The organism is Bradyrhizobium arachidis (assembly GCF_024758505.1).
Lineage (GTDB): Bacteria > Pseudomonadota > Alphaproteobacteria > Rhizobiales > Xanthobacteraceae > Bradyrhizobium > Bradyrhizobium manausense_C.
Genome location: NZ_CP077970.1, coordinates 454,609 through 472,680, shown reverse-complemented (window position 1 = coordinate 472,680; position 18,072 = coordinate 454,609). Strand labels below are relative to the sequence as shown.

18 protein-coding genes are annotated in these 18,072 nt (G+C 64.4%); 9 read left to right on the top strand and 9 right to left on the bottom strand.

Going from position 1 to position 18,072, the window contains the following annotated elements; all coding sequences use genetic code 11:
- The first annotated feature begins 30 nt into the window (after positions 1-30).
- From KUF59_RS02290 to KUF59_RS02280, 3 genes are all read left to right on the top strand, one after another.
- On the top strand, positions 31-759 hold the full coding sequence (locus KUF59_RS02290) for a GntR family transcriptional regulator (RefSeq protein ID WP_212456119.1): 729 nt from the start codon (positions 31-33) through the stop codon (positions 757-759).
- Between the two features lie 147 nt (positions 760-906).
- Complete coding sequence (locus KUF59_RS02285; RefSeq protein WP_212456120.1) at positions 907-1,338, top strand: response regulator; 432 nt, start codon at positions 907-909, stop codon at positions 1,336-1,338.
- 67 nt (positions 1,339-1,405) lie between these two features.
- Positions 1,406-4,912, top strand: a complete 3,507-nt coding sequence (locus KUF59_RS02280; RefSeq protein WP_258768115.1) for a PAS domain S-box protein — start codon at positions 1,406-1,408, stop codon at positions 4,910-4,912.
- 85 nt (positions 4,913-4,997) lie between these two features.
- Here KUF59_RS02280 and KUF59_RS02275 read toward each other — a convergent pair whose 3' ends face one another.
- Complete coding sequence (locus tag KUF59_RS02275) at positions 4,998-5,633, bottom strand: response regulator transcription factor (protein ID WP_212456123.1); 636 nt, start codon at positions 5,631-5,633, stop codon at positions 4,998-5,000.
- Between the two features lie 151 nt (positions 5,634-5,784).
- Between KUF59_RS02275 and KUF59_RS02270 the strand changes: the two genes are divergently transcribed.
- Positions 5,785-6,105, top strand: a complete 321-nt coding sequence (locus KUF59_RS02270; protein WP_212456124.1) for a hypothetical protein — start codon at positions 5,785-5,787, stop codon at positions 6,103-6,105.
- Between the two features lie 18 nt (positions 6,106-6,123).
- Here the strand turns inward: KUF59_RS02270 and KUF59_RS02265 are convergent, their stop codons facing one another.
- The 7 genes from KUF59_RS02265 to KUF59_RS44165 form a co-directional block, all read right to left on the bottom strand.
- The gene (locus KUF59_RS02265) at positions 6,124-6,627 is read right to left on the bottom strand and encodes a response regulator (RefSeq protein ID WP_212456125.1); all 504 of its coding nucleotides are present in this window, start codon (positions 6,625-6,627) and stop codon (positions 6,124-6,126) included.
- 138 nt (positions 6,628-6,765) lie between these two features.
- Positions 6,766-7,083 carry a PilZ domain-containing protein gene (locus KUF59_RS02260; protein WP_212456126.1) on the bottom strand — a complete coding sequence of 106 codons (318 nt, stop codon included), beginning with the start codon at positions 7,081-7,083 and terminating at the stop codon, positions 6,766-6,768.
- Positions 7,080-7,964, bottom strand: a complete 885-nt coding sequence (locus tag KUF59_RS02255; protein WP_212456127.1) for a CheR family methyltransferase — start codon at positions 7,962-7,964, stop codon at positions 7,080-7,082. The genes KUF59_RS02260 and KUF59_RS02255 overlap by 4 nt, the downstream gene beginning before the upstream one ends.
- Positions 7,965-8,008: 44 nt before the next feature.
- Positions 8,009-8,395 carry a response regulator gene (locus KUF59_RS02250; RefSeq protein WP_212402409.1) on the bottom strand — a complete coding sequence of 129 codons (387 nt, stop codon included), beginning with the start codon at positions 8,393-8,395 and terminating at the stop codon, positions 8,009-8,011.
- A gap of 33 nt (positions 8,396-8,428) precedes the next feature.
- On the bottom strand, positions 8,429-8,902 hold the full coding sequence (locus KUF59_RS02245) for a chemotaxis protein CheW (RefSeq protein ID WP_212402408.1): 474 nt from the start codon (positions 8,900-8,902) through the stop codon (positions 8,429-8,431).
- Between the two features lie 28 nt (positions 8,903-8,930).
- Entirely contained in the window at positions 8,931-11,738 is a 2,808-nt protein-coding gene (locus tag KUF59_RS02240) for a hybrid sensor histidine kinase/response regulator (protein WP_258768114.1), read from the bottom strand.
- A gap of 626 nt (positions 11,739-12,364) precedes the next feature.
- A complete protein-coding gene (locus KUF59_RS44165; protein WP_408918059.1) occupies positions 12,365-12,568 on the bottom strand; it encodes a response regulator in 204 nt (67 codons plus the stop codon).
- Between the two features lie 428 nt (positions 12,569-12,996).
- Here KUF59_RS44165 and KUF59_RS02230 point away from each other — a divergent pair, with 428 nt between their 5' ends.
- From KUF59_RS02230 to KUF59_RS02215, 4 genes are all read left to right on the top strand, one after another.
- On the top strand, positions 12,997-13,668 hold the full coding sequence (locus KUF59_RS02230; protein WP_309501010.1) for a Crp/Fnr family transcriptional regulator: 672 nt from the start codon (positions 12,997-12,999) through the stop codon (positions 13,666-13,668).
- Positions 13,669-13,866: 198 nt separating this feature from the next.
- Positions 13,867-14,574 (top strand): Crp/Fnr family transcriptional regulator, encoded by a 708-nt coding sequence (locus KUF59_RS02225; RefSeq protein WP_212456130.1) that lies wholly within the window; start codon positions 13,867-13,869, stop codon positions 14,572-14,574.
- 219 nt (positions 14,575-14,793) lie between these two features.
- A complete protein-coding gene (locus tag KUF59_RS02220; protein WP_212456131.1) occupies positions 14,794-15,171 on the top strand; it encodes an Hpt domain-containing protein in 378 nt (125 codons plus the stop codon).
- Positions 15,172-15,336: 165 nt separating this feature from the next.
- The gene (locus tag KUF59_RS02215; RefSeq protein WP_212456132.1) at positions 15,337-15,582 is read left to right on the top strand and encodes a hypothetical protein; all 246 of its coding nucleotides are present in this window, start codon (positions 15,337-15,339) and stop codon (positions 15,580-15,582) included.
- 57 nt (positions 15,583-15,639) lie between these two features.
- Here KUF59_RS02215 and KUF59_RS02210 read toward each other — a convergent pair whose 3' ends face one another.
- Positions 15,640-16,263 (bottom strand): helix-turn-helix domain-containing protein, encoded by a 624-nt coding sequence (locus tag KUF59_RS02210; protein ID WP_212456133.1) that lies wholly within the window; start codon positions 16,261-16,263, stop codon positions 15,640-15,642.
- 342 nt (positions 16,264-16,605) lie between these two features.
- Between KUF59_RS02210 and KUF59_RS02205 the strand changes: the two genes are divergently transcribed.
- Positions 16,606-17,769: a hypothetical protein gene (locus KUF59_RS02205; protein WP_212456134.1), complete on the top strand. Its 1,164-nt coding sequence runs from the start codon at positions 16,606-16,608 to the stop codon at positions 17,767-17,769.
- The last annotated feature ends 303 nt before the right edge of the window (positions 17,770-18,072 follow it).

The following is an 18,072-nucleotide window of genomic DNA, read 5'->3' as shown; positions in this document are numbered from 1 at the left end:
TGCATCAAAGGCAAGCCCGCGGGACCATCAATGGACTTACCCCACACCGCGCCGCGCGCGGCCGCAAAGACCGCCTCAAGGCCCGCCGCCCGGCTCGATCGCGCCCGGCAGGCCGCGCCGCAGGTGTTCGAGCGGCTGCGCAATGCGATCATCGCCCTGGAACTTCCGCCGGGCGCGCCCCTGTCGCGCGCGGAGCTCGCCGGCCAATTCGGCGTCAGCTCGACGCCGGTGCGCGACGCCTTGATGCGGCTCGAGGAAGAGGGCCTGGTCGACGTGTTTCCGCAGCACGCCACCGTGGTCAGCCGGATCGACGTCGATCGCGCGCACCAGGCGCATTTCCTGCGTCAGGCACTGGAGCTGGAGATCGTCCGCCTGCTCGCGGCCGGCCGCGACACGTCCCTGATCATCCGCCTCGATCACGCCATCGCGCTGCAGCAGCAATTTGCGAAGGCCGGCGACTTCGAGGCCTTCATCGCCGCCGACAACGATTTCCACGCCGAGCTCTACGCCGCCGCGGAAAAGCAGGATCTCTGGATGCTGGTTCGCAGCCGTAGCGGCCATATCGACCGGCTGCGCCGGCTGCATTTGCCCTCGCCCGGCAAGGCCCAGAACATCCTGCGCCACCACAAGCTGATCACCCGTGCGATCGAGGCCGGCGATGGCGATGCCGCCCAGCAGCATCTGCGCACGCATCTGTCGGGCACGTTGAGCGAACTCGCCAAAATCCGCGAGCGCCACCCGGAATATCTCAGCGATTGAGACCCGGCGCCGGCGCTTAGCCTCCCGGCATGCATTGATCCATCAAGTTCCGAGCTGAAACCGCGACCGGCGGAACCCTTTTGATCGTGAAGTGCTTGCAGGTTGAGCGGTTTCCGCGCAACAATTCGGTGCTCGGAGGGCTGAGACTTGGCCAACATCCTGATCGTGGATGACGATCCGGCCGTGCAAATCACCATCCGGCTGTTGCTGGAAAGGGCCGGACATCGCGTGACGGTCGCCGGCGACGGCCGCATGGGTCTCGCGCGGTTTGAGACCGATCAATTCGACCTGTTGTTCCTCGACATATTCATGCCCGGAATGGACGGGCTTGAGACGATGCGCCACATTCGGGCGCATCGGCCGACAATCCCGATCATCGTCATTTCCGGCCGCTCGGTGACGCCCGACGCCTATGCCGAACCCGACTTCCTGAAGATGGCGACCAAGCTCGGCGCGGTTGCGAGCCTTCAGAAGCCGTTCAGGGCGGATGCGTTGCTGGCGGCGGTCGATGGCTGCTTGGGAAGCGGCAAGGCCGCAACATCGTTGCGGGATCCCGATAGCAACAGCGGCTGCCGATAACATGGACATGGATGCTGGGGCACAACGCAACATACAGGACCGGACCCGAAGCAGCGTGAAGGACCGAATGACGCTCGCAACCCGGCTCGCGATTGCGATCGTCCTTCTGGTCGCCGCCACGGTGACCGCGGTCGGCTGGCTGGGATATCACAGCCTCAAGCAGGCTGTGATCCCGCGGGTGCTGGAGCGGGTCGAAACCCATGCGCGCCTCCTGGCAACCGACCTCGAGTCCTACGTTGCGGGCGCCCGGGGCGATCTGCTTGGCTATCGCTCCGCCGCTGGCATCAACGGCCTGATCCGCGCCCATCTGGCCGGCGGCACCGATGCGGTCGACGGCGTTTCGGAGCAAACCTGGCGCGACCGCCTCGCAGCACGACTCGTCGCGGAGATCGAGGCCAAGCCGGCCTATGCCCAGTTTCGCGTCATCGGTCTCGACGACGGCGAGCGCGAACTGGTCCGGGTCGACCGCTCCGGCCCGAACGGCGCGGTGCGTGTCGCCACCAGCAGCGAGCTCCAGCGCAAGGGCGAACGGATCTATTTCCAGGAAACGATCCGGCTTGCGCCGGGCGAAGTCTACGTTTCGCCACTCGAACTCGCCAGCCACCAGGGCGGCACCACGGCCCTGCACATCCCGACCTTGCGGGTCGCGACGCCGCTGTTCGCACCGGACGGCAAGCCATTCGGCATCATCATTGCCAATATCGACATGCGCACGATGCTCGACCGCGTCCGCTCCACACCGGATCGGGGCGAACAGGTTTATTTGGTGAACGCACGTGGCGACTATCTCGTGCATCCTGATCGCACGCGCGAATTCGGTTCGATGCACGGCCAGCCCAACAACTGGCTGAACGACTTTCCCTATTTTGCGGCCTCGGTTGGGAAGTCGGAGGGATTCGCGCAGCTCGTCACCGACGCGTCGGGCCAGACGGGCGGCGCGGCGATCGCACCGTCGTTGCTCGTCGGCAAGGAATGGGTGGCGATCATCGAGACCGTGCCTCCCCTGGTGTTCAACCGCGTACCCGCGGCGATCCAGAAAACATCGCTGACGGTCGGCGGCATTGCGGTCCTGGCCGCCGGCGTACTCGCGGTATTCCTCGCTCGCACGCTGACCCGGCCGATCGGACAGCTTACCGCCGCGGTCGAGGGCATCGGTCGCGGCGATACCGTCACCATTCCCGTCGACGCCCCGGGCGAGACTGGCGTGCTGGCGCGGGCCTTCGCGCGAATGCTCGAGGAAACCAAGGCAAAGACCGCAGCGCTTCAGCGCGAGATCCTCGAGCGGCGTCGCACCGAAGTCGCGCGCGACCACCATGCCGCCCGCGAGCGGCTGTTCAGCGCCGCGGTGGAATCCTCCGACGACGCGATCGTGATGCAATCGCTCGACGGCATCATCACGGGCTGGAACGGCGCGGCTGAACGCCTGTACGGCTATTCGGCGGAGGAAGCGGTCGGCAGGCCGACCGCAATCATCCTGCCTCCAGATCTCGGCAAGGATGCCAAGGACAATTTGCGACGGATCGCCAGGGGCGAGCGGATCGAACTCCACGAGACCGTGCGCCTGCGCAAGGATGGCAGCCCGGTGGAGATATCCTTAAGTCTCTCGCCGATCAGGGGCTCGTCCGGCGAGATCATCGGCGCCTCCGGAGCCGCCCGCAGCGTCACCGCGGCAAGGTTGACCGAGCGGGCACTGGCGCAGCAGCTCGAGGAGCGGCGACGGATCTTCGACACCTCGCAGGACCTGATCCTGATCATGGAAACCAGAGGCTCCATCGCTCAGATGAGCCCAAGCAGCGAGGCCATTCTCGGCTATCGGCCTGAGGAGATGGTCGGGCGCAGCGGCGCCGATTTCATCCATCCCGATCATCTGGAGCGCTCCCGCGAGGAGATGCGCGCGTTGCGGCGCGGCGAACGCCCGAAGCTCGCCGACACGCGCTGCTTGCACAAGGACGGGCGCGAGGTCTGGCTGTCCTGGCTCGGCACCTATTCCGAGCAGGTGCAACGCTTCTACTTCGTCGGGCGCGATATGACGGAAGCCCGGCTCGCCCAGGAATCGTTGCGCGAAAGCGAGCGACTGGCGCGTGGCATCGTGGAGAGCGCGCTCGACGGCTTTGTGCAGATTGACGAAAGCGGAACGATTCTGGACTGGAACTCGCAGGCAGCGAATATCTTCGGCTGGCCGCGCAACGAGGCGATCGGGCGGAAGCTCGCCGCATTGATCATACCGGAGGCCAGGCGGTCCGCGCACGCGGCCGGCATGAAGCATTTCCTGGCTACCGGGGAAGCCGCAATCCTCGGCCGCCGGTTCGAAATCGAGGCCGTGCGCCGTGACGGAACCGAAATCAAGGTCGAGCTCAGCATTACCGAGCTGAAACGACGCGATGGCTTTGTATTCAACGGCTTCATCCGCGACCTCACCGACAAGATCGCCGCCGAAGAGCGCGTGCGTCACTCGGAGAAGATGGAAGCGATCGGCCAGCTCACCGGCGGCGTGGCCCATGACTTCAACAACATCCTCACCGTGATCACCGGCACCATCGAGATTCTGGCGGAGGCGGTGGCGAAGGAGCCGCAGCTTGCGGCCATCACCAAGATGATCGACGAGGCGGCCGGACGCGGCGCCGAACTCACCCAGCACCTGCTCGCCTTCGCGCGCAAGCAGCCGCTGCAGCCGCGCGAGGTCGACGTCAACGCGCTGATCGTCGACACCGCAAAGCTGCTGCGGCCCACGCTTGGCGAGCAGATCCAGATCGAATCGGTGTTCGAGGAAGAGAGCTGCGTGGCGACGGTCGACCCCAACCAGTTGACCACTGCGCTGCTCAACCTTGCGCTCAACGCGCGCGACGCCATGCCCGAGGGCGGCAAGCTGATCCTGGAGACCGGTGCCGCGTATCTCGACGAGGTTTACGCCAGCGTCAACGACATCCGTCCCGGTCACTATGTGCTGATCGCGGTGAGCGACACCGGCAGCGGCATTCCTGCGCGACTGCTGGACCGGGTGTTCGACCCCTTCTTCACCTCGAAGGGCGTGGGCAAGGGCACCGGCCTCGGACTGTCCATGGTCTACGGCTTCATCAAGCAATCGACCGGACACATCAGGGTCTACAGCGAGGAAGGCCACGGCACTACGATCAAGATGTATCTGCCACCCGGCGTCACGCCGGCCGCAAGCAGCGAAGGCATAACGCCGGCGGCGATTCAGGGCGGTAACGAGACGATCCTGGTGGTCGAGGACGACCGGCTGGTGCGCGACTATGTGCTCGCGCAACTGCAGGCGCTCGGCTACCCCACGCTCCAGGCCGCGAACGCCGCCGAGGCGCTCGCGATCGTCGCCACCGGCAAGCCGTTCGATCTGCTGTTCACCGATGTGATCATGCCCGGCAAGATGAACGGCCGGGAGCTTGCAGACGAACTCCAGAAGACACGGCCGGACCTCAAGGTGGTCTACACCTCCGGCTACACCGAAAACGCCATCATCCACCACGGCCGGCTCGACACCGGCGTGCTGCTGCTGGCAAAGCCCTATCGCAAATCCGACCTCGCACGGATCCTGCGCAAGGCGCTGGACGGCTGAGCCAAAGCAACGTCATTGCGGGCGTGCGAATAGCGCCATCCGGAGTCTCGAAGCCGGAAACAGGCCCTGGTGCGGTGAGTGCAGGCTACGACGCGCGCTGCGCCGCGGTCATCACGATGCGGATCAGGTCGGCGGCGTTCCTGGCGCCGAGCTTTTTCATGATGTTGGCGCGGTGATCCTCGATGGTGCGCGGACTGATGCCCAGCGTGCGGCCGGCCTCCTTGTTCGACGCACCGGAGGCGAACTGCTCGAGCACTTCGCGCTCGCGCCGGGTCAAGGGCTCGCGCCCCGGGAAATGCAGCGAGCCGAATTTCGGCGAGGCGTTCTCCGCCTGCCGGCGTGCATATGCGCCGATCGCCTCGTCGAGCCGGCTGACGATCTCGCTGCCACGGAACGGCTTCTCGATGAAATCGAGCGCACCGTTCTTGATCGCGCTCACGGCCATGGCGATGTCGCCCTGCCCCGAGATCATGAAGATCGGCGCCGGATAGTCTTCGCCGTGCAACTCCCTGAGAATGTCGAGCCCCGACTTTCCGGGAATGTGCACGTCGAGCAGGATCGCAGCCGGCGTGCGGTTTCGCGCAACGGAGAGCAGCGCCGCTCCATCGGCGAAACAGATCACCTCATAGCCGGCCGCCTTCAAGACCATCGATAAGGTGTCGCGGACGGCAGGATCGTCGTCGACTACAAAGATCTCGCCACGAGGGGATTTATCGGCCATGTGCCACATCCATTCGGCAGTAGAGAACTCGCGTCCGCGCCTTCCGTTCATGGCGTTCGGCGCGGATTCGGCCCACCCGTATTTGTACGGGACATAGACTTAGCGCACAAGTAGCGGCATGGCGACTAATGACGATTGACGGAGAATATCCATGCAAAATTATGCAGCCACGGGACCTCTCGTCGCAGTGCCAAACAGCGACAGCCGTCAGTTGATCGCGGCGGAGCTTCGCAATCTTATCGCGCAGGTCGAAGGCAGCATGCGCCTGATCGAGGCGGCGATGATGCGCGAGGCCGGCGACCGGGCGGGTTCCACCGACGTCGTCGTGCTCGACGACCTCACGCCCCGCTATGCCACCGCGAGCGCTGCGCTCGGCGCCTGCAAGGCCGGACTCGACGTGGCCTTGCAATGCCTGACGGATGCTGACGAGCCCCCCGCGGCGACTTGGCCGCCCGGCGGCGGCCGTATCTGATCGCCTGAGGAACACGCCTCAGGCGCGGTGACGTTCCACGATCGCGTTCGCGGCCACGCCGCCCCAGGTATGGGTCGCGGGCAGCCCCATCGCCGTCTTGCCGAGATTGGCGAGGCTGATGCGCAGGGCTGCGAGATCGAGCGGCTTCGGCAGGCTCTGGAGCTCGATGCCGACCGAGCGGGCAAAGCGGCGGGCGGCAGAGCGGCGCGGACCGTCCATGCCGCTGATCACGATCACGGAGCCCGCGAACTTCGCCTCCGCCATCTCGCGCAGCACGTCGATGCCATCGCCATCCTCCAGGACGAGGTCGAGCGTGACGCAGTCAAACCGCGCGCTGCGAAGCTTGCCGATCGCATCCGCAACCGACGGCGCCACCGTCACCTCGTGGCCGGCCTGCTTGGCCGCGACGCTGATCAGGCTGCGCTGCGTGGCGTCGTCGTCGACCACGAGGAGCTGCAATGCGCGGCGTTCGGTCGCGTCCAGCAGGTTTGATGGGATGGAGGAGAAGGAACTTCTTGGCATTGCCGTACCCTGACATTGAGACGGGCAATGGATACACGGCACGCGCTTAGACCGGGTAAAGCCGTGCACCGAATTCGCTCGGATGTTTTCAGCAAATCTGACGCAACGTCTTAAGTAATCGGACCGAAGGGCCGCGGGTCAGACCGTTGCGTCGTGACCGGCGGCGGCGCCGCGCTTCTTCTTGTTCTTGCCACGCAGGAACTGGATGTCCATCTCGGCGCCGTTCACGCGCACGAGCTCGCAGCGGCGGTAGGCGAGCCCGGTCGATGACAGGAGCAGGAAGAACTCCTTCAGATTCAAGCCCTGGATCGATCCCTCGACGGTCAGGATCGCGTCGGTGTCGGAAATGGCGTTGAGCTTGCAGTCGCGACGCCAGGTTCCGTCGATGGCCATGATGCAGACATCATAGCCGCGACTGAAGGTCACACGTTCTACGCCCTTGCCATCTTCGCTCATGCGCGCAACCCCGCCATGACCGGCGTGCGGGGCACCATGGTGGCGGCGGCGGGCTTGGCGCCCGCTGTGCGCGCATCATTGGGCTTGTAAAGGCCGCGCCGCTCCGCAATCGGCCTGAAAGTGTCGGTCAGTCCGACCACCGTTTCCGCGGCGCCCAGCACCAGGAAGCCGTCACCCTCGATCTGCCGGGCGAGGCGGTTGAAGATGTTGATCTTGGTGTCCTGGTCAAAATAGATCAGCACGTTGCGGCAGAAGATCACGTCGAACGTGCCGAGCTGCGAGAAGTCGTGCAGCAGGTTGAGCTGGCGGTGCTGGATCATCGCCCGCAGCTCGGGATTGATCTGCCAGGCCTCGCCGGTCTGCTTGAAGTACTTGACCAGCATCTGGATCGGCAGGCCGCGCTGCACCTCGAACTGGCTGTAGATGCCGGCCTTGGATTTCTCCAAGACCTCCTGCGAAAGGTCGGTGGCGATGATCTCGACGCGCCAGCCGGTCAGCGCCGCGCCCATTTCCTTCAGCGCCATCGCCAGCGAATAGGGCTCCTGGCCGGTCGAACCGGCAGCGCACCAGATCCGCACGCTCTTGCGGGCCGCACGCGCCTTGAGGATCTCGGGCATGATGGTTTCGCGGAAGTGATCGAACGGGACCTTGTCGCGGAAGAAGAAGGTCTCGTTGGTGGTCATGGCTTCGACCACGCTGGTGATCAGCGCACTGGAGCCGGCCTGGAGCTTCTGCACCAGCTCGCCGATGCCGGACAGGTTGGACTTGCGCGCCAGCGGCAGCAGGCGGCTTTCGATCAGATATTGCTTGTCTGCGGACAGGTCGAGACCTGAATGATCCCTCAGGAACTTACGCAGATACTCATACTCGGTCGGGGTCACGGAACGCCTCTCACAAATTACTGGGAACGCTCAGGCCAGAATACTCAGGCAAACGCTTGTCCGACCGGGATCAGGCCGACCTCGGCAAACTTGTCGGCGATGATGTCCTTGTCGAACGGCTTCATGATGTATTCGTTGGCGCCGCCGCTGAGTGCCTGGGCGATATGAGCGACGTTGTTCTCGGTGGTGCAGAACACCACCTTGGGCTGGTCGCCGCCGGGCAGGCGCCGCATGTGCCCCATGAACTCGAAGCCATCCATGATCGGCATGTTCCAGTCGAGCAGCACCGCGTCGGGGAGCTGCTGCTGGCAGATCTCGAGCGCCTTCGAGCCGTCCTCGGCCTCGGTCACCTGGAACTCGAGGCCTTCCAGGATTCGACGCGCGATCTTGCGCACGACGCTTGAATCATCGACGACCAAACATGTCTTCATTTTTGGCTCTCCGGCTTCAATTGTTCTCTGGGCTCACGCGGCCATCTGCACTTTGGTTTCGAGTTCGAGGACGCGATCGACGTCGAGGACGACCATGAGCTGGCCGTCGAGGCGGTGGACGCCGCCTGCGAGCTTGGCCATGCGGGGGTCGAGGTTGACGGGGTTTTCCTCCTTGCCGTCCTCGGGCAGGCGCAGCACCTCGCCGATCTGGTCGATCATGAGGCCGTAGGATTCGCCGCGCAGGTCGACGCCGACCGCCATCGGGATCTTGCCGTCCTCCGGCCTCGGCAGGCCGAGCCGGGCGCGCATGTCGACCACGGTGACGATGCGGCCGCGCAGGTTCAACACGCCCGCGATCTCGCGCGAGGACAACGGCACGCGGGTGACGCGCTCCGGCATGAACACGTCCTGGACGCGGGAGATCGGCAGGCCGAACAACTGCCCGCCGATCATCGCGGTGACGTATTCGACCATGGCGCCTTCGGCGGATTGGGTCTTGCTGCTCATTGGAATGTTCCCTGGTCCCTATCCGTAGTCAGGCCGCAGCCCGGCTGAGCTCGGAGGCGCCGGCCGCGGTCGCGGTCTGCTCCTTCAGCGCCGCGATCAGGCCGGGACGGTCGAACTTGGCGACATAGTCGTGGAAGCCGGCCTGACGACCGCGCTCGATCGCCGCCGGCGACACCAGCGACGAGAGCCCGATGATCGGCATCGCGGTGAGATTGTGGTCGGCGCGGATAACTTCCGCGAACTCGAACCCGTTCATGTCGGGCATCTCGATGTCGGTCAGCACCACGTCGAAGCTTTGCGAACGCAGCGCGGCGAGGCCCTCCTGCGCGGTCGGCGCGGTGCGGACCCGGTAGCCGGCGGCTTTGAGCACCGGCGCCAGCATGTTGCGGAAGAAGGCGCTGTCGTCGACCAGCAGCACCGACTGCGAGGCCAGCGACGGCTTCATCTCCTTGCGGGTGAACCAGTCGGCAAAGGCCATCGGCAGGAAGTGGCCGACGTCGATCACCTCGGTGGCCTGGCCCTTGATCACGGCCGAGCCCAAAATGCCTGCGCCTGAGCCGCCGACCTCGATGTTGAGCCGCTCCTCGACGATGTCGATGATCTCGTCGACCACGAGGCCCATGGAGCGGCCGTCATCGGCAAACACCAGGATCGGCTGCGCGCCCTGGGCGGCGATGGTGACGCCGTCCATGGCCACCAGCGGCATCAGCTGCTCGCGGTACTGCACCATGTAGCGGCCGTTACTGAACTCGATCTTGTCGGCGGGCAGCTCCTCCAGACGGGTGACGAGGCCGAGCGGTACCGCCTTAGGCTGGCTCGAGCCGGCGCGGAACACCAGCAGCGAGGTGGTCTGCTCGCCGTTGCCGATGTGATGGGCGGCGTTCTCGTCGGCCATGTCATGGGCCGAGGAGCCGGAGGCGCCGAGCGCCTTGGCAATGCCGTTGGGGTCGATGATCATGATGACGGCGCCATCGCCCAAAATGGTGTTGCCGGAGAACATGTCGATGTGACGCAGCTTGGTCGACATCGGCTTGACGACGATTTCTTCGGTGTGGAACACGCCGTCGACGACGATGCCAAAGGTCTGGCTGCCGACCTGCGTCACCACGATGAAGCCGTTCTCGGGATCGGAGGCCGCGCCATCGTCGATCTTGAGCAGCTTCTTGAGGTGGATCAGCGGCAGCAGCTTGTTGCGCAAGCGCAGCACCGCGGTGTCCTTGATGCGCTCGATGCGGTGCTCGGAGTTGGCGCGGGCCCGCACCAGCTCGACCACCGAGAGCTGCGGGATCGCAAAACGGTCGCCGGCGGCCTCCACGATCAGGGCCGAGACGATCGCCAGGGTCAGCGGGATCTTGATGGTGACGGAGGAGCCCTCGCCGGCCACGCTCTTGATGTCGATGGTGCCGCCGATCTGGTCGATATTGGTGCGCACCACGTCCATGCCGACGCCGCGCCCCGACACCGAGGTGATCGCCGCCGCGGTCGAGAAGCCCGGTGCAAAGATGAACTTGTGAACCTGGGCTTCGCTCATCTTCTCGAGCTCGGCCTCGCTGACGAGACCGGAGGAGAGCGCCTTGGCCCTGATCTTCTCGGTGTTGAGGCCGCGGCCGTTGTCGGCGATGCAGATGATGATGTGGCCGCCCTCGTGATAGGCGGACAGGCGGATGGTGCCCTGCTCGCCCTTGCCGGCGGCCAGCCGCTCGGCCGGGGTCTCCAACCCATGGTCGGCGGAGTTGCGCACCATGTGGGTCAGGGGATCCTTGATCAGGTCGAGCACCTGGCGGTCGAGCTCGGTGTCGGCGCCGTGCATCTCGAGCTCGATCTGCTTGCCGAGTTCGGATGAGAGGTCGCGGACGATGCGGGGCAGTTTTTGCCAGGCATTGCCGATCGGCTGCATGCGCGTCTTCATGACGCCTTCCTGCAGCTCGGCGGTGACGTTGGAGAGGCGCTGCAACGGCACCTTGAACTCGGTGTCCTCGTTGCGGCGGGAGATCTCAAGCAGCTGGTTGCGGGTCAGCACCAGCTCGGAGACCATGGTCATGAGGTGCTCCAGCGTATCCACGTTGACGCGGATCGACTGGTTGGCGACGCGGTCGCCCTCGACGAGGGTCTCGTCGGCCATCGACTTCTTGGCGGCGGCCCTCTCCCTGAGCGCCTTGGTGTCCTTGGCTGTGTCCTTGGCAGCGTCTTTGGCGGCGGGCGCCGGCGCCTCCGTGGCGGGCGCGGCCTTCACCTCGACCTTGGCAACAGGTGCGGGCACTTCGATCGCGGTCTCGCGGAAGGCGCGCTCGAGCTCGTCGAGCGACACTTCGCCCGGACGCAGCGGACGCTCCAGCGTCTGGTCGACCAGCGAGCCCTGGGTCATCTCCTTGCCCTTGGCCTCGCCGGCGGCCGGCATCTCCGGCGCAAGCGGCGGGGCTTCGGCAACGGGAGCAGCGTGACCTGCCGCCATGGCCGCCATGCCCTGCTCGACCATCACTTCCAGCTTCTCGATCAGGTCGCGGTCGGCACCTTCAGGCTCGGCTTCGGTCGCTTCCAGCCCGGCCAGAATCTCCTTGATGCGGTCGATCGACGACAAAATCACCGTCACCGCTTCCGCGGTCACCGGCATGCCGTCGCGGAATTTGCCCATCAGCGTCTCGCCGGCATGCGCAAGCGCTTCCAGCCGCGGCAGGCCCAGAAAGCCGCAGGTCCCCTTGATGGTGTGAACCAGGCGGAAGATGTTATCCAGGATCTTGGCGTTGTTCGGCTCCTGCTCGAACTTCACCAACTGGTTGTCCACGGTGTCCAGGCTCTCACTGGTCTCCGTCAAAAACTCCCGCAACAGATCATCCATGAAATACGCCTTACAAACCTGGACTTCGCGGCCGGCATCGTTGCCAAGCGGAGAAATCGGCGACGCCTGAGCTACCATCGAGAAGCAACGGGGTGCTCTCCCCTGAATGGTTAGACACTCCCTTTCACGGTCCCGTTAATTTCAACCTCCGTGCTAATACGGATATTGAAGACAACTGAAGCATTTGACCGTGCCGGCCGATGCTTTCCGGCAAATGCGCCGCAACCGCGCGTGCAGGATCGGCCGCGCGTAGCCCTCCTGACGACGATAGAGTGGAGCAATAGAAAAAGGCGTGACGATCGAAGGCGCTGCGCGGAGGCTGCGCAAATCGAATCAAATCGTCGGCGTTCGCCGGCGCGCCGCCGGCAGGCAAACTGCGCATGGCAGCAGAGGCGCGCGCAATGCATTCGCGGTAAACAATTTCTTAGCCCAGAGGACGACGGGATGCTGGCGCGCTAACCTAGTCGCTTGGCGTGCGTGGCGTGGCTAGCGGTGACGGACTCGGAGAGGCACTCATTGATCACGGCCATCAGCGCGGCCGGTGTGAAGGGCTTGCGCAGGCAGCGCGCGGCGCCGAGTTGACCGACTCGAAACCGCGCATATGCGGCATGAAATGTCGATGAGCATCAGGTCGATCCGCCACGCTCGAGAAGGCGGAGCCCGGACTCACCGTCGCCAGCGCTCGTAACCCGAAAACCATTGCGCTGGAGATAGATCTCGATCGCGATGCAGACCATCGGGTCGTCGTCGACAACGAGAATATGGCGCAGACCTGCTGTCCCCGTTTGAGTTTCCTGCTTCGGCGATCCAACAATTGAACCGTGGGGCACGCCGTTCTCCCTTGGCTGGAGTCGAAATGCTGGATGTCGCGCATGCCCTCCAACGAGAACGTCGCGCGGAATACGAATGATGACCGCTGAATGAAAATCGGCGGCAGCCGCCCGAGATGGCCCGCGTCATCAAGACGCCAGGGAGCCCGCAGCATCGTCGCTTGCCGTCAGGCAGCATGCAGCTCATGATGGCCCCCTTGCCGTTTTCTCCCGCCCATTGCGTGCGACCCAGGCACCGCCGCCCGGCTTCGCGAATCACGCTGTCCACATTTCCGCCGCAAATGCGACGGGGCGTCTGCCCTCTAAAATAAATATAGACCGACACACAACTTGTACCTTACATCCAAGACATATTGCAACCGAACAGAAAGACCAGCGTTGAGCATCGCATGACAGCAAGCGGCCGACCGCCAAACCAATTGTTGCAGATGCTCGACGCGGCTGACTTCGCCTTGCTGCAACCTCACCTCTCGACCGTCGCAATGGCCAGGGCGACAATCCTCGGCGAGCAGGGTGCCCGGCAGAAACAGGTCTACTTCCCGCATGACGGCGCCGTGTCGATGACGGTCAGCCTCGCCGAGGGACAAACCATCGCGGTAGCGTTGCTCGGACGTGACAGCGTCATCGGCGGCGGCGCAGCGCTCGCCGACGGCCTGGCGCTGACCGACACAACCGTGCTGTTTCCCTGCACGGCGGCGGTGCTTGATCTTGCCGTGTTCCGGAATGCCGCCGACGCAAGCGCGCGATTTCATCGCATGGTCGCCCGGCATGAGCAGGCCTTGCTGGCGCATGTGCAGCAATCGCTGCTGTGCAATACGCTGCACCCGGTCGAGGCCCGGTTGTCGCGCTGGCTGTTGCGCGCGCGCGACCTCTGCGACCGCGCAGCCCTGCCGCTGACACAGGAACTTCTCGCGGAGATGATCGGCGTGCGCCGCAACGCCGTCTCGATCGTTGCGCACACCCTCCAGCAGACCGGCATTATCCGCTACAGCCGCGGCCAGATCGAGATCATCGATGCCGAGGCGTTGGCCGCAATGTCCTGTGAGTGCCATGACACGGTCAAAATGCAGTACGAGCGCCTGTTGATGACCGGGCCATGAAGCCTCGCGCACCGGCTATCTGCCACTCGTCTGCATGCCAACGTGCACATACGCAGCGGCGGGCCTGGAACTGCGCTAAATGTCCCAATTGCCAATATATCCCAACGGTCACATGATGGAACCTAGCCTGCGCAGGGCGGACGGGACTTGCGCGGCAAGAGGCGCTTCGTCAGCCAGGATAGGCGGGAGGCGGCGGCTATGGAATCGATGGTGCGTCCACCAAACGGCTTCCTGTCCGCCATGGCGGCGGACGACTATGAATTGATTCGTGCGCATTTGCGCACCGTCGACCTGCCGCACGAAGCCGTGCTGGTCGAAACGGGCGAAATCCTCAAGCGCGCCTACTTTCCGCATCGAGGCGTCATCTCCCTGGTGGTGAACCTCGCCAAGGGCGAGCACGTGCAGGTCGCCATGATCGGACGCGACAGCCTGCTTGGCGCTCACTCCGCGATGGGCGAAGCGCCCGCGCTGAACACCGCGATCGTGCTGGTCGCCGGAGCGGCGTCGGTGCTCGACCTCGATCAGTTGCGTGCGGCCGCCGACCAGAGCGCGAGCCTGCGCACCCTGCTCGTCCGCCATGGCCTCGCCGTCTATGCGCAGGTCCAGCAGACCGCCGGCTGCAACGCCTCTCATCCGGTGGAGTCGCGGCTGTCGCGGTGCCTGCTGCAAACCCACGATCTGTCCGGCGACGTCCGGCTGTTGCTGACCCAGGAGGCGTTGGCGCAGATGATCGGGGCGCGGCGCAACAGCGTGTCGCTGGTCGCCAACACGCTGCAGCATGCCAACTACATCCACTACAGCCGTGGACATATCCAGATCAACAATCTGGACGGACTGCGTCAGACGGCGTGCGAATGCTACGCGACGGTCAAGATGCAATACGAACGGCTGCTCGGGCCGCCATGATCGCCAACCGCGGCGGCCGCCCGGCCGCTGTGGCGCGCGTGGTAAACGCCGCGCTGATACGCGGCGGAAAAAGCCGGGCTAATCCCTACGACAACCGAAATCTTCGCGGCGTAGACGTGCGAGCCGGAAAAGCCTCCGCCTCGCGGGCGGCGGCCGGCCAAGAATCAGTGCTAAGAATCAGTGCTAAGAATCAGGGCCAAGATCAGGACGGACAAGACCATGCTCAACACCATCACCGGCGCGCCGGCGCCGGCCGCCGACACCGAGCCTGCGCGCGCGCCTGCTGCGTTCGAGGAACTGGTGCGAGAGATCGGCCACGGCGGCGCGTGTGAGGTCCGCGACGTGTTCTGGGCCGATACGAATGCGCGCCTGAAGCTGCTCCGGGAACTCGCGCTCGATCAGCATCGCACGCGCATCGCACGCGAGGCGCATTCGCTGAAGGGCTCCGCGCGAACCTTCGGCTATCGCCGGCTGGCCGCACTCGCCGTGCAGCTCGAGACGAGCGTCGAGAGATTGTCGGACGTCGAATATTGCGGCCTCTTGGACCGGGTCGACGCGGCCTATGCCGCGGCGCTGGCGCAGGAGCCGGCGAGATAGAACGTTTTCAAGCGAGGTGGATACCGGTTCGCGTCAAGAACGCGTCGAAACAAGAATCTGGAGCCCCGACGATCCCTGCGCACCCCGCCGTACTTCTACGGCGTAGAATTTTCACACATGGCTAATCATAGGTGGCGATAGTCGCGCGAGACCAGGAGGGCCTCCATGTTCACCTATGAAACCGCGGACCAGAAAGAAGTCCGCCGCTTCCGCATCGCACAGTTCAACGGCCGCATGGCGACGGTGAAATCGGGCAGCGAAACGGTGACCGGCTTCGTGCGTTCGGTGCTGGAGCAGGAATCGGCCATTCCTCCCCGCTGGACCATCACGATCATCCCGAGCGCAAAGGAAGAGCCCAAGGCGTTGCGACCGGGCTCGCGCATCCGTCCTTTCGCGGAAGATCTGTACTGAGAACAGCCGAGCCGCGCGCCGCGATCCGGCGGGGTCAAGCCCCTCTTCAAACCTGTCTCAATCGATCAAATGCAGCAGCGCCGCGCGAACCAGGTCCGCGGTGTTGCGCGCGCCGAGCTTGCGCATCGCCTCTGCCCGGTGGCTTTCGAACGTCCGCGGGCTGATCTGCATCCGCAGCGCGCCCTGCTTGTTGGAATAGCCTTCGCTGATCAACCGGAGCACCTCGCGCTCGCGCTTGGTGAGCCGCTTCTGGCCGGACAGCTTCGACAATTCGACGCCGACGGGACGCGGGCCCGGCGACACGCGGCCGGATTTCGCATCCGTCTCTGCGGTCACGGAAACGGCGGCCAGGTCGTTCCTTTGCGGGCCGACGAACTGCTTGACGAGCGCGCAGACACGCTCGGTCTGGGTCAACGCATTTTCCACCACGCGCTGGATATAAGCACGGTCGCCCGACGCCGACACAAGCTGATCGCTGTGATGCTTGATCTCGCCCATGTAGAGCAGAAGCGCGGTCAGCGGACCGTTGAGCTCGCGGGCCATCACGGCGGCGGCTTCGTCAACCGTCTGGGCGCGCGCGCCGTTCAGCCGGGAGAGTTCGAGCTCTCCGTGCGGAGAAGAGCTGTCGTCGTACCAATTCGACGGCCGCGAATCAGCGGCCGTATCTTGCTGATGCCCCATGTGATTCGTTTAACGGAACCCGGGCCGAATCGTGGTTAACTTTTTGCTCCGTAAGACTACGGTAAATCGAGCAGTTTTACGTAAGACTCGCGGCGGTGACGCAATTAGTGCTTGCGAATACTTGGGTAAGACCACGTCCCGGTTGTGAAAACTGCCTAATTCTTAGGCTTTCGCGGAAACCTCTCCTGGGGCCCGCCTGGGTGATCCGGTCCCCGCGGTTCCCGCATTTTACGGATTAATTAACGGCGGCTTGCTTCTCTTAGCCGTAGTTGCGAGCGCGCAAATGCCTCCACGTGACGGGCTGGGTAGCCGTACGGGAAACGCTGCGGAAGATTGCGTGCCATGAACGAGATCGATCGGCTTTGGGAGTTTCTGCAAAAGCTGACGCCGCTGTCGCGGAGCTGTCTGCTCAGCGAGCTCGAGCGGCTGGAGCTGTGCGGGATCGACATGCCGGGCTCGTCCGACATCCAGTCCAAGCTGCGCGCCGAATTCCGCAAGGACGGATCGACACTGGCCCGCGCCAGCAATCCGTCGCGCTACTTCTTCACGCCGCTCGAACGCTTTCTGATCGACGGCGCACCGGAGCACGCCAATGCAGGCCGGATCTCGCGCAACACGCTGACCCCGATCTGGGAATGGATCTGCCGCGACCTGCTGCCGACCATGGCGCGTGACTACACCAAGGCCGTCACCGACCAGACCGACGCCAACAATCCCAAGGAAGCGATGAAGATCGCCTCGGGCTTCCAGACCAAGGTCGTCAAGGTTCTCGAAAACACGCTCGCCTCGTCCGACGGCGAGGAAATATCGCGCGCCAAGCTCGGGCAATATACGGCCTCGCGGACCGCTTTCGACGACGTCATCAAGATGCTGCACGTGTTGCGCTCGCATGACGCGCTCATGAAATTCAATGCAAAGCTGCCGGAGCAGATCGGCAAGCTCGACGACAGCCAGGTGACGAAGGTCACGGTGCTGCTGGACGTCATCAGGAAATCCCATCCGAACGCCCTGCCCTTTGCGATCACGCTGGTGGCACGGCGTCTGCAGCCATACTGGCACCTGATCCGGCTCGCGACCAAGGCCGCGGCAAGCAAGAGCGCCGCGGACGTGGCGGCAACGCCCTATGCGATCGCGGTTTCGATGGTGCTGGACCAGCTCGACGACAGGCGCCTGGCCCTGCGGGTCGCGCTCAAGCACAACCGCGTGCTGGTCGCCCGCGACCTCTTGGCCGACATCTACGACACCGAATATGCACTGAAGGTGCGCATCGACGAGATCGAGCAGTCGGAGTGGGGCGTCCGCCTGCAGCAATTGATGGATGCGATCGCAGCGCTCGTGGCCGCCGAAGTAAGCCGCTTCCCCGCCAATGTCGGCCACATTCTCGGTTCGCGCCGCCTGCGCAGCAACCAGTCGCTAACGGGACGGCTGACCTATCTCGCATGGAAGGGGCGCGACGCCGTCACCGACGGCGCTGCAGTGTTCCGGAAGCTGATCGGACAGACCTGAGGGGAATCAGTCCCGCGACGCGCGCGGCAGACTGAGGAAGCGGTCGAGAAACCGTCCCGACAACACAATCCTGAACCACCAGACCATCATGCGCCGCGTCGTCATTGCTGCGGTCCTCGGCGGCCGGCTCCCCGGCCCTTGGGGAAGGCTTAGCGCGACTGTCGCAGGACACTTGTGAGATGGTTCACAGTTGCGTTGTGACCTTATGCAACCGAATTCGAGTTTTATCCACCACCGACAACAAAGCGGTGGAAAACGACAAGGCAGAAACCGGCAACAGATACCGCTATTATTCAATTGGGC

Coding starts and splice junctions, on each gene's coding strand:
- KUF59_RS02290 (WP_212456119.1), top strand. CDS start 31: ATGGACTTACCCCACACCGCGCCGCGCGCGGCCGCAAAGACCGCCTCA.
- KUF59_RS02280 (WP_258768115.1), top strand. CDS start 1,406: ATGACGCTCGCAACCCGGCTCGCGATTGCGATCGTCCTTCTGGTCGCC.
- KUF59_RS02275 (WP_212456123.1), bottom strand. CDS start 5,633: ATGGCCGATAAATCCCCTCGTGGCGAGATCTTTGTAGTCGACGACGAT.
- KUF59_RS02270 (WP_212456124.1), top strand. CDS start 5,785: ATGCAAAATTATGCAGCCACGGGACCTCTCGTCGCAGTGCCAAACAGC.
- KUF59_RS02265 (WP_212456125.1), bottom strand. CDS start 6,627: ATGCCAAGAAGTTCCTTCTCCTCCATCCCATCAAACCTGCTGGACGCG.
- KUF59_RS02260 (WP_212456126.1), bottom strand. CDS start 7,083: ATGAGCGAAGATGGCAAGGGCGTAGAACGTGTGACCTTCAGTCGCGGC.
- KUF59_RS02250 (WP_212402409.1), bottom strand. CDS start 8,395: ATGAAGACATGTTTGGTCGTCGATGATTCAAGCGTCGTGCGCAAGATC.
- KUF59_RS02245 (WP_212402408.1), bottom strand. CDS start 8,902: ATGAGCAGCAAGACCCAATCCGCCGAAGGCGCCATGGTCGAATACGTC.
- KUF59_RS02240 (WP_258768114.1), bottom strand. CDS start 11,738: ATGGATGATCTGTTGCGGGAGTTTTTGACGGAGACCAGTGAGAGCCTG.
- KUF59_RS02230 (WP_309501010.1), top strand. CDS start 12,997: ATGCTCGACGCGGCTGACTTCGCCTTGCTGCAACCTCACCTCTCGACC.
- KUF59_RS02225 (WP_212456130.1), top strand. CDS start 13,867: ATGGAATCGATGGTGCGTCCACCAAACGGCTTCCTGTCCGCCATGGCG.
- KUF59_RS02220 (WP_212456131.1), top strand. CDS start 14,794: ATGCTCAACACCATCACCGGCGCGCCGGCGCCGGCCGCCGACACCGAG.
- KUF59_RS02215 (WP_212456132.1), top strand. CDS start 15,337: ATGTTCACCTATGAAACCGCGGACCAGAAAGAAGTCCGCCGCTTCCGC.
- KUF59_RS02210 (WP_212456133.1), bottom strand. CDS start 16,263: ATGGGGCATCAGCAAGATACGGCCGCTGATTCGCGGCCGTCGAATTGG.
- KUF59_RS02205 (WP_212456134.1), top strand. CDS start 16,606: ATGAACGAGATCGATCGGCTTTGGGAGTTTCTGCAAAAGCTGACGCCG.